Annotated in this window: 21 protein-coding genes and 1 tRNA gene; 16 read left to right on the top strand and 6 right to left on the bottom strand. The window is 68.5% G+C overall.

All coding sequences use genetic code 11. The features are described from left to right. Window positions 1–81 precede the first annotated feature (81 nt). From HNQ67_RS00485 to HNQ67_RS00455, 7 genes are all read left to right on the top strand, one after another. On the top strand, window positions 82–519 hold the full coding sequence (locus HNQ67_RS00485; RefSeq protein WP_246347384.1) for a DUF1622 domain-containing protein: 438 nt from the start codon (window positions 82–84) through the stop codon (window positions 517–519). Between the two features lie 88 nt (window positions 520–607). Next, the gene (rnr, locus tag HNQ67_RS00480) at window positions 608–2,944 is read left to right on the top strand and encodes a ribonuclease R (RefSeq protein WP_183251318.1); all 2,337 of its coding nucleotides are present in this window, start codon (window positions 608–610) and stop codon (window positions 2,942–2,944) included. Window positions 2,945–3,021: 77 nt separating this feature from the next. Then, window positions 3,022–4,008 (top strand): DUF4424 domain-containing protein, encoded by a 987-nt coding sequence (locus tag HNQ67_RS00475; RefSeq protein ID WP_183251315.1) that lies wholly within the window; start codon window positions 3,022–3,024, stop codon window positions 4,006–4,008. Further along, complete coding sequence (locus tag HNQ67_RS00470; RefSeq protein ID WP_183251313.1) at window positions 3,992–4,708, top strand: NUDIX hydrolase; 717 nt, start codon at window positions 3,992–3,994, stop codon at window positions 4,706–4,708. Before HNQ67_RS00475 ends, HNQ67_RS00470 begins: the two co-directional genes overlap by 17 nt. An 86-nt stretch (window positions 4,709–4,794) precedes the next feature. Beyond that, window positions 4,795–5,601, top strand: a complete 807-nt coding sequence (locus tag HNQ67_RS00465) for a hypothetical protein (RefSeq protein WP_183251310.1) — start codon at window positions 4,795–4,797, stop codon at window positions 5,599–5,601. A gap of 17 nt (window positions 5,602–5,618) precedes the next feature. Continuing rightward, complete coding sequence (locus tag HNQ67_RS00460; protein WP_183251308.1) at window positions 5,619–6,029, top strand: DUF5990 family protein; 411 nt, start codon at window positions 5,619–5,621, stop codon at window positions 6,027–6,029. 31 nt (window positions 6,030–6,060) lie between these two features. After that, on the top strand, window positions 6,061–7,896 hold the full coding sequence (locus HNQ67_RS00455) for a sulfotransferase (RefSeq protein ID WP_183251306.1): 1,836 nt from the start codon (window positions 6,061–6,063) through the stop codon (window positions 7,894–7,896). Here the strand turns inward: HNQ67_RS00455 and HNQ67_RS00450 are convergent, their stop codons facing one another. Beyond that, window positions 7,897–8,466 (bottom strand): hypothetical protein, encoded by a 570-nt coding sequence (locus HNQ67_RS00450; protein ID WP_183251303.1) that lies wholly within the window; start codon window positions 8,464–8,466, stop codon window positions 7,897–7,899. Between the two features lie 129 nt (window positions 8,467–8,595). Here HNQ67_RS00450 and rpmG point away from each other — a divergent pair, with 129 nt between their 5' ends. Together rpmG and HNQ67_RS00440 are read left to right on the top strand one after the other, a co-directional pair. Continuing rightward, window positions 8,596–8,763, top strand: a complete 168-nt coding sequence (gene rpmG / locus HNQ67_RS00445) for a 50S ribosomal protein L33 (RefSeq protein ID WP_003164451.1) — start codon at window positions 8,596–8,598, stop codon at window positions 8,761–8,763. Window positions 8,764–8,846: 83 nt separating this feature from the next. Continuing rightward, on the top strand, window positions 8,847–9,026 hold the full coding sequence (locus HNQ67_RS00440) for a hypothetical protein (protein ID WP_183251300.1): 180 nt from the start codon (window positions 8,847–8,849) through the stop codon (window positions 9,024–9,026). Window positions 9,027–9,259: 233 nt separating this feature from the next. On the opposite strand, the gene HNQ67_RS00435 is transcribed toward HNQ67_RS00440, so the two are convergent. Both HNQ67_RS00435 and HNQ67_RS00430 read right to left on the bottom strand, forming a co-directional pair. After that, entirely contained in the window at window positions 9,260–10,621 is a 1,362-nt protein-coding gene (locus HNQ67_RS00435; RefSeq protein WP_183251298.1) for a PleD family two-component system response regulator, read from the bottom strand. Continuing rightward, a complete protein-coding gene (locus HNQ67_RS00430; RefSeq protein WP_183252679.1) occupies window positions 10,618–11,004 on the bottom strand; it encodes a response regulator in 387 nt (128 codons plus the stop codon). Before HNQ67_RS00430 ends, HNQ67_RS00435 begins: the two co-directional genes overlap by 4 nt. 355 nt (window positions 11,005–11,359) lie before the next feature. Here HNQ67_RS00430 and HNQ67_RS00425 point away from each other — a divergent pair, with 355 nt between their 5' ends. From HNQ67_RS00425 to HNQ67_RS00415, 3 genes are all read left to right on the top strand, one after another. Then, on the top strand, window positions 11,360–12,607 hold the full coding sequence (locus tag HNQ67_RS00425; RefSeq protein WP_183251295.1) for a DNA polymerase IV: 1,248 nt from the start codon (window positions 11,360–11,362) through the stop codon (window positions 12,605–12,607). Window positions 12,608–12,945: 338 nt separating this feature from the next. Then, window positions 12,946–13,404: a RidA family protein gene (locus tag HNQ67_RS00420; RefSeq protein WP_183251293.1), complete on the top strand. Its 459-nt coding sequence runs from the start codon at window positions 12,946–12,948 to the stop codon at window positions 13,402–13,404. A gap of 166 nt (window positions 13,405–13,570) precedes the next feature. Further along, the gene (locus tag HNQ67_RS00415; protein ID WP_183251290.1) at window positions 13,571–14,719 is read left to right on the top strand and encodes a GNAT family N-acetyltransferase; all 1,149 of its coding nucleotides are present in this window, start codon (window positions 13,571–13,573) and stop codon (window positions 14,717–14,719) included. 5 nt (window positions 14,720–14,724) lie between these two features. Here the strand turns inward: HNQ67_RS00415 and HNQ67_RS00410 are convergent, their stop codons facing one another. Next, complete coding sequence (locus HNQ67_RS00410; protein WP_183251288.1) at window positions 14,725–15,075, bottom strand: phage holin family protein; 351 nt, start codon at window positions 15,073–15,075, stop codon at window positions 14,725–14,727. Window positions 15,076–15,178: 103 nt separating this feature from the next. Here HNQ67_RS00410 and HNQ67_RS00405 point away from each other — a divergent pair, with 103 nt between their 5' ends. The 3 genes from HNQ67_RS00405 (at window position 15,179) to HNQ67_RS00395 (ending at window position 16,236) form a co-directional block, all read left to right on the top strand. Further along, window positions 15,179–15,616 (top strand): HIT family protein, encoded by a 438-nt coding sequence (locus tag HNQ67_RS00405; protein ID WP_183251286.1) that lies wholly within the window; start codon window positions 15,179–15,181, stop codon window positions 15,614–15,616. Between the two features lie 81 nt (window positions 15,617–15,697). Beyond that, complete coding sequence (locus tag HNQ67_RS00400) at window positions 15,698–16,102, top strand: DUF1761 domain-containing protein (RefSeq protein ID WP_183251283.1); 405 nt, start codon at window positions 15,698–15,700, stop codon at window positions 16,100–16,102. Between the two features lie 58 nt (window positions 16,103–16,160). Then, window positions 16,161–16,236: transfer RNA gene (locus tag HNQ67_RS00395), tRNA-Thr, on the top strand. A 56-nt stretch (window positions 16,237–16,292) separates the two neighbouring features. On the opposite strand, the gene feoB is transcribed toward HNQ67_RS00395, so the two are convergent. Both feoB and HNQ67_RS00385 read right to left on the bottom strand, forming a co-directional pair. Next, window positions 16,293–18,164, bottom strand: coding sequence for a ferrous iron transporter B (feoB, locus tag HNQ67_RS00390; protein ID WP_183251280.1), 1,872 nt, complete (start codon window positions 18,162–18,164; stop codon window positions 16,293–16,295). Next, window positions 18,164–18,433 (bottom strand): FeoA family protein, encoded by a 270-nt coding sequence (locus tag HNQ67_RS00385; protein ID WP_183251277.1) that lies wholly within the window; start codon window positions 18,431–18,433, stop codon window positions 18,164–18,166. The genes feoB and HNQ67_RS00385 overlap by 1 nt, the downstream gene beginning before the upstream one ends. 143 nt (window positions 18,434–18,576) lie before the next feature. On the opposite strand from HNQ67_RS00385, the gene HNQ67_RS00380 reads away from it, so the two are divergent. Further along, window positions 18,577–19,065: a c-type cytochrome gene (locus HNQ67_RS00380; protein WP_183251274.1), complete on the top strand. Its 489-nt coding sequence runs from the start codon at window positions 18,577–18,579 to the stop codon at window positions 19,063–19,065.

Below are 19,065 nucleotides of genomic sequence, written 5' to 3'. Positions count from 1 at the left end.
GCGCCGTCCTCCCAGGTCAAGCCATGCGCGCCGGAACCAATCCGCGCCCGCCGCGATGGTCCTGTCAGGAGGGATTGAAGCATGATCGGCGCCGACCTGGGCGGGAGGGGAGACTTGATGGAATGGGCGCGCCTGGCCGCCATGGTGCTGGAGATGCTCGGCGTCCTCGTGATCCTGCTCGCCGTGCTGATCGCGGCGGTGCTCTACCTCCGGGGCGGCCTCGGCACGCGGGATTGGGCCTCCGCCTATGACGCCGCGCGCGCCAATCTCGGGCGCGGCATCCTGCTGGGGCTGGAACTGCTCGTCGGCGCCGACATCATCGCCACGGTCACCGCGCCGCTGACGGTCGAGAGCGTCGGCCTTCTGGCCGGCATCGTCGCCATCCGCACCTTCCTCAGCTTCGCGCTGGAGACCGAGATCGAGGGCCGCTGGCCATGGCGGCGGCACAGTCCGGACCGCAGCTCGCCTGATCAGGCCGCCCCGAGACGGAGCAGGGGCCGCGCCGTCTCCCCGGAATGACCGCCCATGCCGGCTGGCCCGCCAACCTTCACCGCCCCTCCCGCGCGGCGTGTCCTTTGACTCGAACCCGCGCTATCACAGGATTCCAATGACAAAACCTCCCCGCCGGCCCGCCGCCGGCCTCCCCGACAAAGCTGCCCTCCTCGCCTTCCTGCGTGAAGCCGGATCGGCCGAGAAGACCGACATCGCCCGCCATTTCGGCCTCAAGGGCAATGATCGCCGCGCCCTGCGCGAAATGATCCGCGAGCTCGAGGCCGAGGGCAAACTCGGCAAGCGTGGCCGCAAGGGCTTTTCCGAGGCCGGCGCCCTGCCCCCCGTCGGCGTCGCCGACGTGGTCGAACGCGATGTGGACGGCGAATTCTACGTCCGCCTCGTCGAGGCCTCGCCCGATGCGCCGAAAGCCATCCTCGTCCCTGATAACACTGGCAAGACCGGAGCGGCCCCCGGCCTCGGCGCCCGCGTCCTCGCCAAATTCTCGCGCGGCGAGGACGGTTGGGAAGCCCGCATCATCAAGGTGCTGGACACCGATGCGAACCGCGTCCTCGGCGTCATCCGCAAGTCCAACAGGGAGGTTCGGGTCGAGCCCGTCGATCGCCGCTCGAAGGACGTCCTGCTGGTCCCACACGCCCAGGCCGAGAGCCTGCGCGACGGCGACCTCGTGCTCGCCGCCATCGAGAAGGGCGAACAGCGCTACGGCCCCAAGCGCGGCAAGATTCTCGAGACCATCGGCCGCGAGGACGACCCGCGCGCCGCCTCCCTGATCGCCATCGCTGCCCACAATGTCCCCATGGGATTCTCGGACAAGGTCCTTCAGGAGGCCCAGGATCAGGAACTGCCCACCCTCAAGGGCCGCGAGGACCTTCGCGATCTGCCCCTGATCACCATCGACCCGGCCGACGCCCGCGACCACGACGACGCCGTATTCGCCCAGCGTGACGAGGATCCGAAGAACGCGGGCGGCTGGATCGTCTGGGTCGCCATCGCCGACGTCGCCGCCTACGTCCGCCCCGGCACGGCGCTGGACCGCGAGGCGCGCGAGAAGGGCAACTCGACCTACTTCCCCGACCGCGTCGAGCCGATGCTGCCCGAGGTCCTGTCCAACGGCCTGTGCAGCCTCAAACAGGGTGAGAACCGCGCCTGCCTGGCCGTCCGCATGGTCTTCGACAAGGCCGGCCGGAAAACCGGCCATAAATTCCTCCGTGGCCTGATGCGGTCGCACGCCAGCCTCAGCTACGAACAGGCCCAGTCCGCCGTCGACGGGGTCGAGAACGGCGGCGGGACCGACGACGTCACAGGCCCGATCATGGAGGCCATCCTTTGCCCGCTGTGGAACGCCTACCGGACCATGCTCAAGGGCCGTGAAAAGCGCAGCCCGCTGGCCATCGAGAGTCCCGAGCGCAAGGTGCTGATGGACCCGGGCGGCGGCATCGGCTCGATCGTTCCCCGTAAGTCCCTGGAGGCGCACCGCCTGATCGAGGAGATGATGATCCAGGCCAATGTCTGCGCCGCCGAGACGCTGGAGCAGAAGCGCGTCCCCCTCCTCTACCGCGTCCACGACGCCCCCAGTCAGGAGAAGCTGTTCAACCTCGGCGACTTTCTCCAGACCATCGGCAAGCCGTGGAACAAGGGCGAGCCGGCCACCACCAAACGGTTCAACAAACTGCTCGACGAGACCCGCGACGGCGAACACGCCGAGGTGGTCAACGAAGTCGTTCTGCGCACCCAGATGCAGGCCATCTACAGCCCCGAGAACGTTGGCCATTTCGGCCTCAACCTCGACCGCTACGCCCACTTCACCTCGCCGATCCGGCGCTACTCCGATCTGATCGTCCACCGCGGCCTGATCCGCGCCTTGGGCCTCGGCAAGGACGGCCTGACCGACCGCGAGATCGCCGAACTGCCGGCCATCGCCGAACAGGTCACCACGACCGAGCGCCGCTCCATGGCCGCCGAGCGCGCCGCCATGGACCGCTACATGGCTTCCTTCCTGTCCGAACGCGTCGGCGCGACCTTCACCGGCCGCATCACCGGGGTGACCCGCTTCGGCCTCTTCGTCCGGCTGGACGAGACCGGCGCCGACGGCCTGATCCCGGTTTCCACCCTCGGCGGCGAATATTTCCACCACGACGATCGCACCCACGCCCTTGTCGGCGAGCGCAGCGGTCAGCGCTGGACCCTCGGCCGCACGGTCGAGGTCAAGCTGGTCGAGGCCACCCCCGTGACCGGCGGTCTGGTGTTTGAAATGCTGTCCGACCCGGCCCCGCGCGACCCCAACGCCCCCTCGCCTCGCCTCGGCGCCCGCTCTCGCGGCGACAAGGGCGGCGGCTATCCCAAGCGCGGCGGCGGCCGCCCCGGTGGTCCCAAGCCGAAGGGCGGCAAACCTTCCGGCGGCCTCAAGGGCGTTCGCAAGGGCAAGCGGCGCTAATGGAGAGCCGGCCCGACTGATGGATTTCGTGTCCCGGCTCCTTTCGTCTAGCCTTGGTCGCTGAACGGGAGGACGCCATGATACGCCTGACTTCGACCCTCGCCACGGCTCTGGCCGTCGCCGCGTTGCTCGCGGCCGCCCCGGCGCCCGCCAACGACACCGTCGCCTCGATGGGCGCGGGCGGCCTGGTGCTGGAGAAGACCGACGGGATCACCATGCTGTCCGAGGACCTGTACCTGTCGAGGGACGAGGTCCGGGTCACCTACCGCTTCCTCAACCACACCGACGAGGCGATCGAGACCATCGTCGCCTTCCCGATGCCGGACATCGAGCCGGACTGGATGGGCAGCGTGAATGGGCCGACGCCGGACCCGATGCGGACCCTGCCCTTCATCACCCGCATCGACGGCTATTCCGTCCCGACCCAGGTCGAGCAGAAGGCCATGCTCGACGGCGTCGACGTCACCCGCCGGCTTCAGCGGCTGGGCCTGCCGCTGATCCCCTACTTCGACTCGCTCGAAGGGCCCGTGAGCGAGCTCTCGGAAGCCCAGATCGCCAAATTGGTCGCCGACGGCCTGATGGAAAGCAATGTCCACGACGACGGCAGCCGGTCCAGTTTCGGGCTCTGGACCCTGAAGACCACCCACTACTGGACCCAGACCTTCTACCCCGGCGAAGAGGTCCGGATTGAACACCTTTATGTTCCGGTTGTCGGCGGCACGACCGCCACGGGGGTGAGCAGGCCGGGCGACCACTGGCCCGAATACGACAGCAAATACTGCATCGACGAGCCGGTGCGGGCCGCCGTCGCGCGCAGACAGGCCGACGGCCTCCAGATGCGGGATTCCTGGCTCGACTACACCCTGGTCACCGGCGCCAACTGGTCCGGTCCCATCGGCGATTTCCGGCTGGTGGTCGACAAGGGCTCCGAGGACAATGTCGTCAGCTTCTGCGCCGAGGGCGTACGCCGCATCAGCCCGACCCAATTCGAGGTTCGCCATGCCAACTTCACCCCGACCCGGGACCTCAACGTGCTAATCGTCCAGGGTGACCGCTACGAGTAATCCCTTCGACGCCGCCCGCGACCTCGCCGACGCCCCGCGTGTCGGCGGCCGTCAGCGCCCGAAGGACGCCGCCACCCTGATCCTGACACGCCGGGGCGCGAGCGGGGCCGAGGTCCTGATGGGCCGCCGCGCCCCCGGACACGTCTTCATGGCCTCCAAATGGGTCTTCCCCGGCGGGCGGATCGAGCGCGCCGATCACGCCGCCGCCGCCGCCAACGACCTGCCGCCCGCCGAAATCCGCCGTCTTGCCCGCGAGATTACCCTGCGCCGCGCCCGCGCCCTCGCCCTCGCCGCCGTGCGCGAAACCTTCGAGGAGACCGGCCTGCTGCTGGCCGAGCCGGCCCCGACCGCCTCCGTCGCCGGGCCGTGGCGCGAGTTCCGCGCCGTCGGCGCCCTGCCCGACCTCGCGGCCCTGTCCTACATCGCGCGCGCCGTAACCCCGCCCGGCCGCACCCGCCGCTTCGACGCCCGCTTCTTCATGGCCGACGCCTCGGCCCTGCTGCATCCCGAGCCCACCGCCGGTTCTGGCGAACTGGACGAAATCGCCTGGCTGCCGCTCGACAAGGCCCGCGCCGTCGACGTCCCCGCCATCACCCGCTTCGTGCTGGGCGAGGTGGCCGAACGCCTCGCCGCCCCCGACCGACCCCTTCCCTTCGTGCGCATGGTACGCGGACGCCACGTCATCGAGCACCTCAACTGACCAGACCTGACGCCGACGGACTTCGGGTTGTGCGGGGGGCTCCCTCTGCGGTCTAATGCCCGCCCGGAAAGAGGGAAGGTATATTGATGCGCACTCTGCTGATCGCGGCGACTGCCCTGCTGACCGGTTGCGCCACCCACACGCCGCCGGCCACGCCCGCCGGTCCGCCGGACAGGATCGAGGTGGTCTACAGCCCAGCCACGATGTTCTTTTCCATCGAGGACGGCGGCGCGGCGCGTTTCACGCTCAGCGAGAAGGAAGACTACCTCTTCCCCGTCACCCATGACGACTACGTCCGCATCCGCGACCTGCTTCAGCCCTACCGCGAGAAAGGCTTGGTCTGCGCCCGCGAGGAACCTTGGGAACACAACGGCTACCTCGTCTGGCGCGAGAACGGCGTCGAAACACGCCGGCCTCATGAATCGATCTGCTACGCCGAAGGGCACAGGGAGGCCGGCAGAGGGATCAGTCGCGCCTACTACGCCGTCAAGGCGATGGCCGAGGAACGCTGGGTCCCCCCTCCCGGCCTGCCGGATCCGACGCGGATGACTCTCACCTGGCTTTCCTGGGGCAATATGCAGGAGCGCTGGGACATTCCCCGGGGCGGCGATGCGAGTTGGGCCCACCGCGACGGAAGGACGACGACCTTCGCCGTCTCTCCGGCCGATTTCGACCGCGTCCGGGATCTGTTCCGTCCCTACGAGGGCGCGGGCTTCGAGTGCGAGAGGGTCGTCGCCGACCTGCCCTACGGCCGGCTCGTCTGGTCCCAGCCGGGTCATGAGGATCAGGAACTCGGCTGGGATCGCGGCTGCATCACGGGAGACGCGGCGGATGTCTTCCGCCGCGTTGACGAAGCCGAGGCCTTCCTGATGACGTTGCGCGACCGGGCCTGACGCCGCAGCGTGCCGGGATGACCGATGTCCCAATCACCCTGCGCCTGACCATCGCCGATCCGGTCCCCGGCGTGCGCTACAGTCTGCAGAAGGACGACGCGCCGTTCGAACCGGTCACCGCGTCTGACGCGGCCCTGTCGTTCGACGTCCCGATCCGCCTGTCCGACGACAACCGCGTCCTCGGCCCCTTCGTCCGACGCGAGGGCCCCGCCCGCCGCTTCGTCTACATCCGCGTCGGCACCTCGGCCGGTGACCACGCCAGCTGCTGGTCCCGTCGCGCCAAGATCGACATTCACGACATCCCGCCGCCGCTGCTCGACCGGGCCCGCGCGGGCCGCACGCTCGAGGTCGTCCTGCCGGGCCGCGGCCACGACGGCTCGCCGACCTGCGCCACCGTTCACCCGCTCCGCCCGTGGCGCGCGCTTTGACCCCGCCTCCGCCCGCCGGTATGCCGACGGCATGAAACTCGAAGCCCCCTTCATCAAGCTGCCGTTCCGGTTCGACGCCGCCCGGCTGCAGGAAGAGGTCGCGGCCCTGCCCGCCGACGCCTGGGCGCGCCACCCGAACAATCTGGACGGCAACAGCGCCCTGCGCCTGATCACCGTCGGCGGCGGCGAGAACGATGACGTGGCCGGGGCCATGGCCATGACGCCGCACCTCAAGGCCTCGCCCTATCTGCAGCAGGTGCTGGCCCATTTCGGCGTGGTCTGGAGCCGCTCCCGCCTGATGAAGCTTGGGCCCGGCGCGACCGTGCCGCTGCACACCGACATCAACTACCACTGGTTCCACCGGGTGCGGATGCATGTCCCCATCGTGACCACCCCCGATGTCAAATTCTTCTGCGGCGACCAGGTCGTGCACATGGCCCAGGGCGAGTCGTGGATCTTCGACAACTGGCGCACCCACAAGGTCGAGAACAACTCCGACATCGAGCGCATCCACCTCGTCGCCGACACCACCGGCAACAGCCGCTTCTGGGACATGGCCCACGCCGCCGCGACGCAGACCATCGAGCCGCAGACCATTCCCTACCAGCCCGGCGCCCGCGTCGGCATCGCCACCGAACAGCACAACATCTACCGCGTCATGCCGCCGTCCGAGGTCGACGACCTGCTGCGCGATCTCGTCGAGGAGACGATTTCGCTCAAGGCCGGCGACGCCGGGCGCGAGCAGATGCAGACCTATGAGCGGGTCGTCTACGGCTTCCGTCAGGACTGGCGCCAGCTGTGGTCCCTGTTCGCCGACACCGACCGCGGCGTGCCCCACTACCGCAAGCGGCTGGATATGCTGCTGCAGCAGGTCAACGCTCTCGGCGACGAATTGCGCGTGCGCTCCAACCAGATGCCGGTGCTGCGCGTCATCGGCCAGCGCATCGGCACCTACGCCGTCAATCCCGAAGTCGGCGCGGTCGGCGGCGCACCCTCCACCGCCCCCGCGCCCGCCGCCCGCCCCGTGGTCCGCACCCCCGACTACGACCGCCCGGTGATCATCGTCGCCGCGCCCCGCTCGGGCAGCACCGCCCTGTTCGAGACCCTCGCGGTCACGCCCCAGCTGCACAATCCCGGCGGCGAGGCTCACTGGCTGGTCGAGGGCTTCCGCATGTTCCTGCCCGGCGCGCCCGGCGTGGACTCCAACCGGCTGACCGCCGACAAACTGACGCCCGAGATCGCCCTGGCCATGAAGTCCCGTCTGGCCGGGAAACTGGTCGGCGCCGCCGGCGCCCCCGCCGACGCCGACAGCGTCCGCCTGCTGGAGAAGACGCCCAAGAACGCCCTGCGCATCCCCTTCTTCAACGCCCTGTTCCCCGACGCCCGCTTCGTCTTCCTGTGGCGCGAACCGGAGGAGAACATCTCCAGCATCATCGACGCCTGGCGCGCCGGTGGCTGGGTCACCTATCCCCAGCTGCCCGGATGGGACGGCCCCTGGTCCCTGCTGCTGCCGCCCGGCTGGCAAGACCTGAAGGGCAGGCCCCTGCCCGAGATCGCCGCCTATCAGTGGGCGACCACCAACCAGACCATCATGGACGATCTGGAGCAGCTCCCCGCCGACCGCCGCCACGTCGTCCGCTACAGCGACTTCCTCGCCGATCCCGCCGCCGTCATCCGCGCCGTCTGCGGCTTCGCCGATCTGGAATTCGACGCGGCCCTGACGGAGCGCACCGGCGGCGACCTGCCCCCGTCGCGCCACACCCTGACCCCGCCCAAGGCCGGCAAGTGGAAGAAGAACGCCGCCGAGATCGAGCCCCTGATCCCCGGCCTCCAGCCCCTCCTCGACCGCCTCCGCGCCTTTTCCTGACTACTCCGCAACCGGCCGCGTCAGATCGAACTCGACCCGCAGGAACCGCCCGTTCGGCCGGCGCAGCTCATAGGCGAACATCCGCTCCGGATGCACCTCCATGGCCCAGACATTGGTCGTCGAGACCTGCGCCCCGCCGGCGATGAACTGGTCGATCGACTCGCGGTCCACCGGGAATTCCTGTCGCCACGCGGTGCCCGTCCCCGCCGTGTCGCCGCCGTACATGTGATAGCCGTGGATGACGCCCTGTTCGTCGCGGTGATCGTGCTTCAGCCGCAACCCGTCCGCCGTCCGCGTCACGATCCAGCGCCGCGACCGGTCCTCGCCCACCGCGAACGGTATCCCCACCTCACCGGGCGAACAGTCGCGCACCTGCATGACCAGCCGGCTGGCCCGGAAGTCGGCGTCGGCCGGGTCGTCGGACGTCACCCGCCCCTCGAAGGTCTGCCCGCACAGGGCGTTCAGCCGCGCCATGAAGGCGTCCTGCGGATGGGCCGGCTCGGGCGCCGTGGCGCAGGCGGCGAGCAGGGCGAGAACCGGCGCCGTCACGGCGAGCTTGAGCATTTTCATCCCCGCACACTGCCCCCTCCCGCGTCCCGGCTCAATCGGCTTCCGGCCCGGTTGACTTCCGACCGCGCCTGAGTATGTTCCGCGCCTCTCGTTTCCAGCGGCTTTCGCCGTCGCAAAGGTAATTGTCCGATGGCCAAGCCCGCCTCCATCAAGATCCGCCTGAACTCGACCGCCGACACCGGCTTCTTCTACGTCACCAAGAAGAACGCCCGGACCATGACCGAAAAGATGGTCGTCAAGAAATACGACCCCGTCGTGCGCAAGCACGTCGAGTTCAAGGAAGGCAAGATCAAGTAATCCCTTGACCGCCTGACGAATTCTGAGACGCCCGGTCAGCGATGACCGGGCGTTTTTCGTTGTCGGGCGTGCTAGGTTGCCGAATGACCGCTCAAGACGACGACGCGCAGGCCCCGGCTTCCGAGACCCCGATCCAGCGGGCGCTCCGCCTGAAACAGGCGATCATCAACGCCCGGCCCAAACCGCCCCGCGGCGGCCGCTTCCAGCGCGAACAGGCCGCCAGCATCGCCGCCGGCAAATCCAAGCCCTGGATGAGTCGCTAGGTTCGATCACCATTCAACCCTGACCGTTTTCCCTGATTCCCATCCCGTCATTCCGGGGCTGGGACCGGCGCAGCCGGGTACAGAACCCGGAACCCAGGCGTCTGGAAACTGGTCTTGGCCGAGCCGGAAGCCGTCGGTTCGATCTCCTGGGTTCCGGGTTCCGCTAAGCGGCCCCGGAATGACGGGATTTGAGTTGAGCGGACGAGATCATCGATCGGCGCCAGGACCCAGGCCTACGCCGCCCGCGAAATCACCTGGTTCCGGCCTTGGCTCTTGGCCTCATAGACCCCCTCGTCGCCCCGCTTCAGCAGGGCTTCCGGCGTGTCTCCGGCGATGCTGGCCGCGACCCCGATCGAGACGGTGATGGTCAAACCCTCGGCACCGCCCATGATCGGGAAGGGCTGGGCCTCGATGTCGCGGCGGATACGGTCGGCCACCCGCGAGGCGGCTTCCAGCGTCGCCCCCGGCATGACGACCACGAACTCCTCGCCGCCGAACCGGCACGGCAGATCGATGGCCCGCACGTTTGTCGCCAGCCGCACCGCGAACTCGCGCAGCACCTCGTCGCCGGCGTCGTGGCCGAAGCTGTCGTTGACCACCTTGAAGTGGTCGATGTCCATGACCAGAACCGCCACCGGGTCGCCGCCCTGCGCCGCCCGTCCGACCATCGCCTGCAACTGACCGGCCATGTAGCGGCGGTTGTGCAGCCCGGTCAGGGCGTCGGTCACCGCCATCTCGAGGCTGTAATCCAGCTTTTCCTTCAGGAAGTCGGCATAGCGTTTGCGCCGGATCTGCGTCCGCGCCCGGGCCATCAACTCCTCGGAATCGACCGGCCGCGGCAGGATGTCGTTGACCCCCAGCTCCAGCGCCTTCAGCAGGCGCGGCCGGTCGGCCGGATCGACCACCGCAAGGATCGGCGTCCGCCGCGAGGCCTCGCTGGAGCGGGCCTGGGCCACGAACCGCAGACCGTCGAAACCGCTGCTCGACACATTGACGATCATCAGGTCGATCGGCCCCCGACCCGCGATCAGCGCCGCCGCCGGATCAGTCTCGACCACCGGCCGGTGCTCGCCGCCCAGATGGGTGACCATCTTCTCGGCCTGCAGCTCATTGTCGTCGACGATCAGCACCCGCCCGCCCGAGCCACGCAGCCGGCCGGCGCCGTCGGCGTCGACCCCGAGCCGCCGACCGCTCTCCTCGCGCTCGCGCAGCTCGTCCATAACCGCCTTCAGCCGCACCAGCGACTTCACGCGGGCGAACAGAATGACGTCGTCGATCGGCTTGGTGACGAAGTCGTCGGCTCCGGCGCCCAGTCCCTTGATCTTGTCCTCGCGGCCGTCCAGCGCTGTGACCAGCACCACCGGGATGTGCCGCGTAACCGGATCGGCCTTCAGCCGCTTGCAGGTCTCGAACCCGTCCATCCCCGGCATCATCACGTCCAGCAGGATGATGTCCGGCCGCTCGGCCGCGGCGATCTCCAGCGCTGTCGCCCCGTCCATCGCCGTCAACACCTCGTAGTATTCGAGGGTCAGCTTGGCCTCGAGCAGACGTACGTTTGGCTCGACGTCATCAACTACGAGAATCCGCGCCGTCATGGGACCAGCGCCTCCACCGGCCCAAGGTATTTGCGCACGACGTCGAGGAAATGCTTCACCGAGATCGGCTTGGAGATATAGGCCTCGCAGCCGCCCTGCCGGATCCGCTCCTCGTCACCCTTCATGGCAAAGGCGGTGACGGCGATGACGGGAATGTGGTTCAGTTCCTCGTCGTCCTTCAGCCATTTGGTCACTTCCAGGCCGCTGATCTCGGGCAGCTGGATATCCATCAGGATCAGGTCGGGCCGGTGCTGTCGCGCCAGGGCGAGCGCGTGCAAGCCCTCGCGGGTCTGCAGGGTCTGGTACCCCTGGGACTCGAGCAGATCATGAAACAGCTTCATGTTCAGCTCGTTATCCTCGACGATGAGGACCGTCTTCGACATCATCACCCGGCCTGTTCCGCTTCCTCGGAAGCGCGGTTGCGCGGAGGCTTGATCGCCTTCTTCGGGTGTAGTCTTGCTCCGCTTCTCTTAAGTTGACGTGAAGTCGGCGGCGAGCCACGCCCCTCCATTTCGTCATCCTCCGGCAAGGCGCCTCAGCGCCGCGATCGGGGGACCCAGCGGCGCGCGCGAGCGCGAAGCTGTCGGGAGCGCGCCTTCACGACAGCCTGCTTGAACAGATCGCCTTCGGCGCCGCTGGGTCCCCCGGTCTCGCTACGCTCGCCGGAGGATGACGAAAGGGTTGGGGCCGAGCCATCGATTGGCCGATAATGGCCCACGCCATGACCCGCCCCCTCCGATGACGTCCATCTGCCGCGACTGCCTCCACGCCGCCGACGCCCCCGTCGAGCGCTGTCCCGCCTGCGGCTCGCGGCGCGTCATCGCCCACCCCGAGCTCTCCACCCTCACCATCGCCCACCTCGACTGCGACGCCTTCTACGCCTCGGTGGAGAAACGCGACCGACCCGAACTGCGCGACGTCCCGGTCATTGTCGGCGGCGGCAAGCGCGGCGTGGTCACCACCGCCTGTTATATCGCCCGCCTCTACGGCGTCGGCTCGGCCCAGCCGATGTACAAGGCGCTCAAGGCCTGCCCCGACGCGGTGGTCATCAAACCCGACTTCGCCAAATACAAGACCGCCAGCGCGCAGATTTTCGGGGCGGTGCGGGAACTGACCCCGCTGGTCCAGACCCTGTCGCTGGACGAGGCCTGGATCGACCTGGCCGGCACCGAACGCCTCAACGGCGGTCCGCCCGCCTTCCAGCTGATCCGTCTGCAGCAGCGCATCGAGGCCGAGGTCGGCCTGACCGTCTCGATCGGCCTGTCGAGCAACCGCTTCCTCGCCAAGGTGGCGTCCGAACTCGACAAGCCGCGCGGTTTCTCCGTCATTGGTTCCGAGGCGCAGGCCCTGCTGGCGCCGAAGCCGGTCGGCATCCTGCCCGGCGTCGGTCCCGTGTTCCGCAAAACCCTGCAGAGCGACGGCTACGCCACCGTCGGCGACCTCGCCGCAGCCGACGTCCGCGATCTGGTCAAACGCTATGGCGAGACCGGCCTGCGCCTGCACGACCTTGCTCACGGCCGCGACGCCCGCGCCGTCCGGCCCGAACACGACCGCAAGGGCATGAGCGCCGAGACCACCTTCAACGAAGACCTGACCACCGCCGCCGACCTTGAGGCGGAACTCTGGCCCCTGTGCGAGAAACTGGCCTCCAAGGCTCGCCGCGACGGCGTCGCCAGCCGCGTCATCGTGCTCAAGCTGCGCCGCACCGACTTCAGGATCCTCACCCGCCGCGTCACGGTCCCGGAGCCGATCCAGACCGCCCGCGCCCTGTTCGCCGCCGCCCGGGAACTGATGGCCCCCGAACTCGGCCGCCCCTACCGCCTGATCGGCATCGGCATGGGCGACATCCAGGACGCCGTCGACGGCCCTGCCGCCCTGTTCGACTCCCCCGAGGCCCGCACCCTCAAGACCGAAACCGCCATCGACCGCCTCCGCGCCAAATTCGGCGCCGGGGCCGTGGTCGCGGGCCGGGCCCTGAAAACCTGATCCTTCTCCCCCATGACGCTGTGCTGACAATCCGCGAATTTATAGTCGGATTGTGGAGACGTTCCGCTGCGTTTTCCGTCACTTGGCCAAATCCAGAATCAATCTTCCATCCGGATAGGCCGGCGGGCGCATAATGCGGCCTTTCGCCGTCGACCGGTCTTTGACAATCGAACCCACGCCGCGCCGTCCAGGCGCGAAGCCGCCGTCTGCTCCCTCCGGCGCCGACTCTGCCGACTCTGCCACACCGTTTTTTCGATCGGTTCATGTCACGGCCGTCGCATCGACGCCGCCCTTCCCGCGCGCTAAACCGCCTCCAAAATCTCAATCAGGAGCCTGCCATGACCGTCGCCGCCCGCCTCGCCGAACTCGGCATCGAACTGCCGGAACCCGCCAGCGCGGTGGCCAACTATGTGCCGTTCGTCCAGAGCGGAAACCTGCTCCACATCTCCGGCCAGCTGTCCAACGACGCCTCGGGCGGCGTAAAGGGCACGGTCGGCGCCGATGTCTCCGCGGACCAGGCCAAGGCCGCGGCCCGCCTGTGCGGGATCAACCTGCTGGCCCAGATGTCGGCGGCCCTCGGCGGCGACCTCGAGCGCGTCGTCCGGGTCGTCAAATTGGGCGGCTTCGTCCAGGCCGCCGGCGACTTCGAGGCCATCCCGGCCGTCATCAACGGCTGCTCCGACCTGATGGTCGAGGCCTTCGGCGACAAGGGCCGCCACGCCCGCTCCGCCGTCGGCGTCTACCGGCTCCCCCTCGGTTTCGCCGTCGAGGTCGACGCCATCGTGGAAGTCCGCTGATCCCGAACCCCATTCTTTCCCGTCATTCCGGGGCCGCGCAGCGGAACCCGGAACCCAGGAGGACCAGGCGCGGTCCTCACAGCGCGCCGATCACTTGCGTTGCGGCCCTGGGTTCCGGATTCCCGGCTCCGCCGGGCTCCGGAATGACGGGTGGGGATGAGCGGAGTTGACCTTCACCCTCCGCGTCCACGATCGGGTCGCCGACATCGGCCGCGAGGCGTGGGAGGCCTGCGCCTCTCCCTGCGGCGACCCGTTCGTCTCGTTCGACTTCCTCGACGCCTGCGAGGCCTCGGGCAGCGCCGCGCCCGATCAGGGCTGGGCCGGACGCCATTTGTCGCTGCGCGACGAGGCCGGACGCGTCCTCGGCGTCATGCCGCTCTGGCTCAAGGGCCACAGTCAGGGCGAATACGTCTTCGACCATAGCTGGGCCGAGGCGTATGAGCGCGCCGGCGGCCGCTACTATCCCAAACTGCTGGCCGCCGTGCCCTTCACCCCGGTCACCGGTCCGCGCTTCCTCGCCCATCCCGACGCCGACCCGACCACGGTCCGTCAGGCCCTGCTGCAGGGCGCGGTCGCCCTGACCGAACGGCTCGGCGTCTCCTCCCTGCACGTCAACTTCCCGACCCGCGACGACTGGACCGCCATGGGCGAGGCGGGCCTGCTCCGGCGCCAGGACATGCAGTACGTCTGGCGCAACGGCGGCTACCGGACCTTCGACGACTTCCTCGCCGCCCTCTCCTCCAGCCGCCGCAAGACCATCCGCCGCGAGCGCCGTGAGGCCAACGCCGGCCTCGACATCCGCGTCCTCGCCGGCGCCGCTATCGAGGAGGCCCACTGGGACGCCTTCTTCGCCTTCTATATGGACACCGGCTCGCGCAAATGGGGCCGCCCCTATCTGACCCGCGACTTCTTCAGCCGGATCGGCCGGACCATGGCCGACCGGATCGCCCTGATCATGGCTTTCCGCGACGGGACGCCGATCGCCGGGGCCCTGAACCTGATCGGCCGCGACGCCCTCTACGGCCGCCAGTGGGGTGCGCTGGAGGACGTGCCCTTCCTCCATTTCGAGCTCTGCTACTACCGGGCCATCGAATTCGCCATCGAGCGCGGCCTGTCCCGCGTCGAGGCCGGGGCCCAGGGCGAGCACAAGATCGCTCGCGGCTACCTGCCCTCGCCCGTCTACTCGGCCCACTACATCGCCGACCCCGCCCTGCGCGCACCGGTCGCCGGCTACCTCGCCCGCGAACGGCCCGCGGTCGACACCGAGATCCGCGTCATGGCCGCCGAGCTGTCGCCCTTCCGCCGGGGCGGCTGATGGCCTCAGTCCCGCTTGTCGCCGATGAACCAGCCCGCGATCCAGCTGACCACGCCGGTGACGATGGCCGCGCCTATGCCCGCCCAGAAACCGTCGACCACGAACCCGCCCAGCAGGGCCGCCACCAGACCGATGGTCGCCGCGTTCACCACCAGCAGGAACAGGCCGAACGTTATGATGGTCAGCGGGAAGGTCACGATGGTCAGGATCGGCCGGACGATGGCGTTGGCGATTCCCAGCAGCACCGCCGCCAGCAGCAGCGAGGTCGTATCGCTGAACCCGACGCCGGGCACGACCTGCGCCGCCAGCCACAGGGCCAGGCAGGTGACGAGAAACTGGACGATGAACCGCAGCATGGCCGACTCCCCTTTGAACCGTGACCCTAACACCCGAACGCCGCGGGGGCTCCCCTCTCGCCGCCTCAGCCGCTAGCTTCTCCCGACGCAGCCGGAGCGCCTCATGACCCTCAACGCCCCCTACGACCCGGACAACATCTTCGCCAAAATCCTGCGCGGAGAGATCCCGTCCGTGAAGGTCTGGGAGGACGAGCACGTCCTCGCCTTCATGGACGTCTTTCCCCAGTCCGAGGGCCATGTCCTGATCGTGTCGAAAACCTCGACCGCCCGCACCCTGCTCGATATCGAGCCCGAGACCCTCGCCCGCCTGGCCGAGGCGACCCGGCGCACCGCCCGCGCCGTGGTCAAGGCGCTGCGGCCCGAGGGCTTCCAGATCCTGCAGTTCAACGGCGAAGCCGGCGGGCAGACCGTCTTCCACCTGCATTTTCACATCGTCCCGCGCTGGTCCGACCGCCCGATGAAAGGTCACGGCCACGCCCCGATGGCCGAGCCCGAAACCCTGCGCGCCCTCGCCGACCGCATCGCCGCCGAACTCGACTGAACAGCGTTCATTGACGTCCGACCCGACAAGCGTAGCCTTTGCCCGGCGGGACTCACCCCGCGCCTTGGGAGGGGCGATTTCATGAACCGGATCAACTGGCTTGGCGTCGTCGTGGCGACCGTGGCCGCCTTCTTCGTCGGCTTCCTCTGGTACGGCCTGATCTTTCAGGAGCAGTGGATGGCCCTGACCGGCGTCTCGGACGAGGGCTCCGGCAATCCGATGTGGATGCTCGTAGGCTTGCTTCAGACCTCGGTGACCATGATCGGCCTCGGCTGGTTCATCGGCCGTGACGGCGGCGGCTGGATCCAGGGGCTCAAGATCGGCTTGGTCGCCGGCGTCTGCTTCGCCCTGATGACCTCGGCCTACGGCTTCATCTATCAGACCTCGCCGATGGGGCTGCTGCCTATCGACTGGAGCCATCTGCTCGTCGTCTACGCCGTCGGCGGCGCGATCATCGGCGGGCTGAGAATGAAGCCCAAGGTCTGACGAGGCGCTTGCCTCAACCGCTGCTCGCCAGCATAAGGGCCGCCCGTCACGGACGGACGCCGGTTTAGCTCAGCTGGTAGAGCAGCGGTTTTGTAAACCGAAGGTCGCGGGTTCGATTCCTGCAACCGGCACCAGTCCGGCCCCGCTCAGCAGCGGGGCGCCGATCTGGCCATGGTCCTGCGCCGCGACGCTATCCGCCGCCGAGCGCGACCGCCGCGCGATACGTCAGGAAGGCCGCCAGATAGGCCAGCCCGAACATGTAGGCGACCATCACCCACATCCACTTCCAGGAGTTGGTCTCACGCTTGACCACCCCCAGCGTCGCCACGCACTGCGGCGCGAACACGTACCAGGCGAGGAAGGCCAGTCCGGTCGCCAGCGACCACTGTCCCGCCAGCGTCGTCGCCAGAACCGCCGTCGCCGTCTCCGGATCGGCCACCGCATAGACGGTCCCCAACGCGGCGACCGCCACCTCCCGCGCCGCCATGCCGGGGATCAGGGCGATAACCATCTGCCAGTTGAAACCAATGGGCGCAAAGATCGGCTCAAGCGCCTTGCCCATCATGCCGGCGAACGAATAGTCGATGGCCGGTTGGGTCGCCCCTTCCGGCGGATACGGGAAGGTCGACAACGCCCAGACCAGCACCATCAGGGGCAGGATGATCCGCCCCGCGCGCTCCAGGAAAATCCGGGCCCTGAGCCACAGGTTGACCAGCACGCTTCGCAGGTCGGGCGTCTTGTAGGCCGGCAGCTCCATCATGAAGGGCTCGACCGCGCCGCGCCAGAAGATGCGCCGGATCACGAACGACACCGCCAGTGCGCTGAGAATGCCCGCGGCGTAGAGGCCGAACATCACCAGGCCCTGCAGATTGGCGAATCCCCACACCGTCTGGTTCGGAATGAAGGCTGCGATGATCAGGGTGTAGACCGGAATCCGCGCCGAACAGGTCATCAGCGGGGCCACCATGATGGTGGTCAGTCGGTCCCGCTTCGAGTCGATCACCCGCGCCGCCATCACGCCCGGAATAGCGCAGGCGAAGCTGGACAACAGCGGAATGAAAGCCCGCCCGTGCAGGCCGGCGCCGCCCATGATCCGGTCCATCAGAAAGGCCGCCCGGGCCATGTAACCGAAGTCCTCGAGCAGGATGATGAACAGGAACAGGATCAGGATCTGTGGCAGGAAGACCAGCACGCTGCCGACGCCCGAGATCAGGCCGTCGACGATCAGGCTCTCCCAGATTCCGTCGGGCGTCACCGCCGCCACGCCGACGCCGAGCGCGCCCAGGCCGGCCTCGATCCCGTCCATGAAGGGCGTGGCCCAAGAGAAGACAGCTTGAAACATGACGAACAACAGGGTCATCAGGATCAACAGGCCGCCGACCGGGTGCAGCAGGACGGAATCGATCCGTCCGGTCAGGGTGTCGGGTCGTTCCGGCGGCCGGACACAGGCCTTCATGATGCGTTCGGCCTCGCGGGCCTTGCCGCGCAGGGCCTCCGCATCGGGCGCCATCCAGCCGCCCTCCGATGTCGCAGAGAGATGCCCGGCGGCGGCGTTCACCGCCGACACGAGGTCCTCGACCCCCCGCTTGCGCGTCGCCACCGTGGTCACGATCGGCACGCCCAGTTCCGCCTGGAGCCTCTCCAGATCGATCCGTAGCCCCTGCCGCTGAGCGATGTCGTACATGTTCAGGGCCAGCACCATCGGTCGGCCGACGGCTTTGAGCTCGAGGATCAGCCGAAGGACCAACCGCAGATTGGTGGCGTCAGCGACCGCGACGATGACATCGGGGGGCGCCTCGCCGGCCAGCCGCCCCAACACGGCGTCCCGGGTGACTTCCTCGTCGGGACTGCGGGCGCGCAGGGAATAGGTGCCCGGCAGGTCGAGCACCGACATCGTCCGCCCGTCGCCGGTGCGGATCAGCCCCTCCTTGCGCTCGACGGTGACGCCGGCGTAGTTCGCCACTTTCTGGTGCGCCCCGGTCAGGGCGTTGAACAGCGCGGTCTTGCCGCTGTTGGGATTGCCGACGAGCGCGACCCGCGCGCTCCGAACCGCGACGTCCATCAGGCGACCGGCTCCACCCGGACAGTCAGACTCGCGGCCTCGTGACGGCGAAGCGCCACGCGCATGTCGTCGACCTTCATCGCGATCGGGTCGCGGCCCAGCAAGCCCTCGTGCAGCAGCTCGATCCGCGCGCCCTCGACGAAGCCGAGCTCCAGCAGCCGGCGCTCCAGCTCCAGCGCGTGCTCGTCATGATGGCAGTGGTCGCCGACCTGCACGATGACGCCGCAGTCGCCTCGGCGGGCCTGGCTGAGTTTGATGGTGTCGGACATGAGGCTCACGCACGGCGGCGCGATCAGCGCGCCTTTTGACAGTGATTATCAGGTGCGAGAGCCGTCCGTCCACCACCGAAGCGTCGCAGCCGTTGTCCGAAACGATGGTTCGGCTATCACTGCGGCGACACTGGAGCCCATGCATGACCCGACCCGTCCTGATCGCCCTCGCCACCCTGGGTCTCGCTGCCTGCGGACAGGATGGCGGCGAAGCCACGCCGTCGGCGCCGGCCCGCCCGGCGCCGACGCCCGAACAGAAGGCGGCCCTGCTCGCGACCCTGCCGGCTCCGTACAACGCCGCCGATCTGGACAATGGCCGTCGCGTCTTCGCCCGCTGCCGCTCCTGCCACACCATCACCGAGGGCGGACCGAACATGACTGGTCCGAACCTGTATGGCGTCTTCGGCCGTAGGGCCGGAGCTTATCCGAAATACAGTTACTCGACCGCCGTGAAGCAGGCCGATTTCGTCTGGGACGGCGAACGGCTGGACCACTGGCTGGAGAACCCGCGCACCTTCCTGAAGGGCACGAAGATGAGCTTCCCCGGCATCCCGGACGCGGAAGACCGCCGCGACGTCATCGCCTTCCTTAAGGTCGAGACGGGCTACTCGCCGCCGGCCGCCCGGCCCTGA

The sequence above is a fragment of the Brevundimonas basaltis genome (genome assembly GCF_014202075.1).
GTDB lineage: Bacteria > Pseudomonadota > Alphaproteobacteria > Caulobacterales > Caulobacteraceae > Brevundimonas > Brevundimonas basaltis.
This window is presented reverse-complemented; position numbering and strand designations above follow the sequence as displayed.

Excerpts from the sequence above, each read along its gene's own strand:
- HNQ67_RS00420 (WP_183251293.1), top strand. The coding sequence starts at position 12,946 with ATGACCGTCGCCGCCCGCCTCGCCGAACTCGGCATCGAACTGCCGGAA.
- rpmG (WP_003164451.1), top strand. The coding sequence starts at position 8,596 with ATGGCCAAGCCCGCCTCCATCAAGATCCGCCTGAACTCGACCGCCGAC.
- rnr (WP_183251318.1), top strand. The coding sequence starts at position 608 with ATGACAAAACCTCCCCGCCGGCCCGCCGCCGGCCTCCCCGACAAAGCT.
- HNQ67_RS00425 (WP_183251295.1), top strand. The coding sequence starts at position 11,360 with ATGACGTCCATCTGCCGCGACTGCCTCCACGCCGCCGACGCCCCCGTC.
- HNQ67_RS00380 (WP_183251274.1), top strand. The coding sequence starts at position 18,577 with ATGACCCGACCCGTCCTGATCGCCCTCGCCACCCTGGGTCTCGCTGCC.
- HNQ67_RS00385 (WP_183251277.1), bottom strand. The coding sequence starts at position 18,433 with ATGTCCGACACCATCAAACTCAGCCAGGCCCGCCGAGGCGACTGCGGC.
- HNQ67_RS00440 (WP_183251300.1), top strand. The coding sequence starts at position 8,847 with ATGACCGCTCAAGACGACGACGCGCAGGCCCCGGCTTCCGAGACCCCG.
- HNQ67_RS00435 (WP_183251298.1), bottom strand. The coding sequence starts at position 10,621 with ATGACGGCGCGGATTCTCGTAGTTGATGACGTCGAGCCAAACGTACGT.
- HNQ67_RS00450 (WP_183251303.1), bottom strand. The coding sequence starts at position 8,466 with ATGAAAATGCTCAAGCTCGCCGTGACGGCGCCGGTTCTCGCCCTGCTC.
- HNQ67_RS00455 (WP_183251306.1), top strand. The coding sequence starts at position 6,061 with ATGAAACTCGAAGCCCCCTTCATCAAGCTGCCGTTCCGGTTCGACGCC.
- HNQ67_RS00475 (WP_183251315.1), top strand. The coding sequence starts at position 3,022 with ATGATACGCCTGACTTCGACCCTCGCCACGGCTCTGGCCGTCGCCGCG.
- feoB (WP_183251280.1), bottom strand. The coding sequence starts at position 18,164 with ATGGACGTCGCGGTTCGGAGCGCGCGGGTCGCGCTCGTCGGCAATCCC.
- HNQ67_RS00410 (WP_183251288.1), bottom strand. The coding sequence starts at position 15,075 with ATGCTGCGGTTCATCGTCCAGTTTCTCGTCACCTGCCTGGCCCTGTGG.
- HNQ67_RS00430 (WP_183252679.1), bottom strand. The coding sequence starts at position 11,004 with ATGTCGAAGACGGTCCTCATCGTCGAGGATAACGAGCTGAACATGAAG.
- HNQ67_RS00465 (WP_183251310.1), top strand. The coding sequence starts at position 4,795 with ATGCGCACTCTGCTGATCGCGGCGACTGCCCTGCTGACCGGTTGCGCC.
- HNQ67_RS00405 (WP_183251286.1), top strand. The coding sequence starts at position 15,179 with ATGACCCTCAACGCCCCCTACGACCCGGACAACATCTTCGCCAAAATC.
- HNQ67_RS00460 (WP_183251308.1), top strand. The coding sequence starts at position 5,619 with ATGACCGATGTCCCAATCACCCTGCGCCTGACCATCGCCGATCCGGTC.
- HNQ67_RS00400 (WP_183251283.1), top strand. The coding sequence starts at position 15,698 with ATGAACCGGATCAACTGGCTTGGCGTCGTCGTGGCGACCGTGGCCGCC.
- HNQ67_RS00485 (WP_246347384.1), top strand. The coding sequence starts at position 82 with ATGATCGGCGCCGACCTGGGCGGGAGGGGAGACTTGATGGAATGGGCG.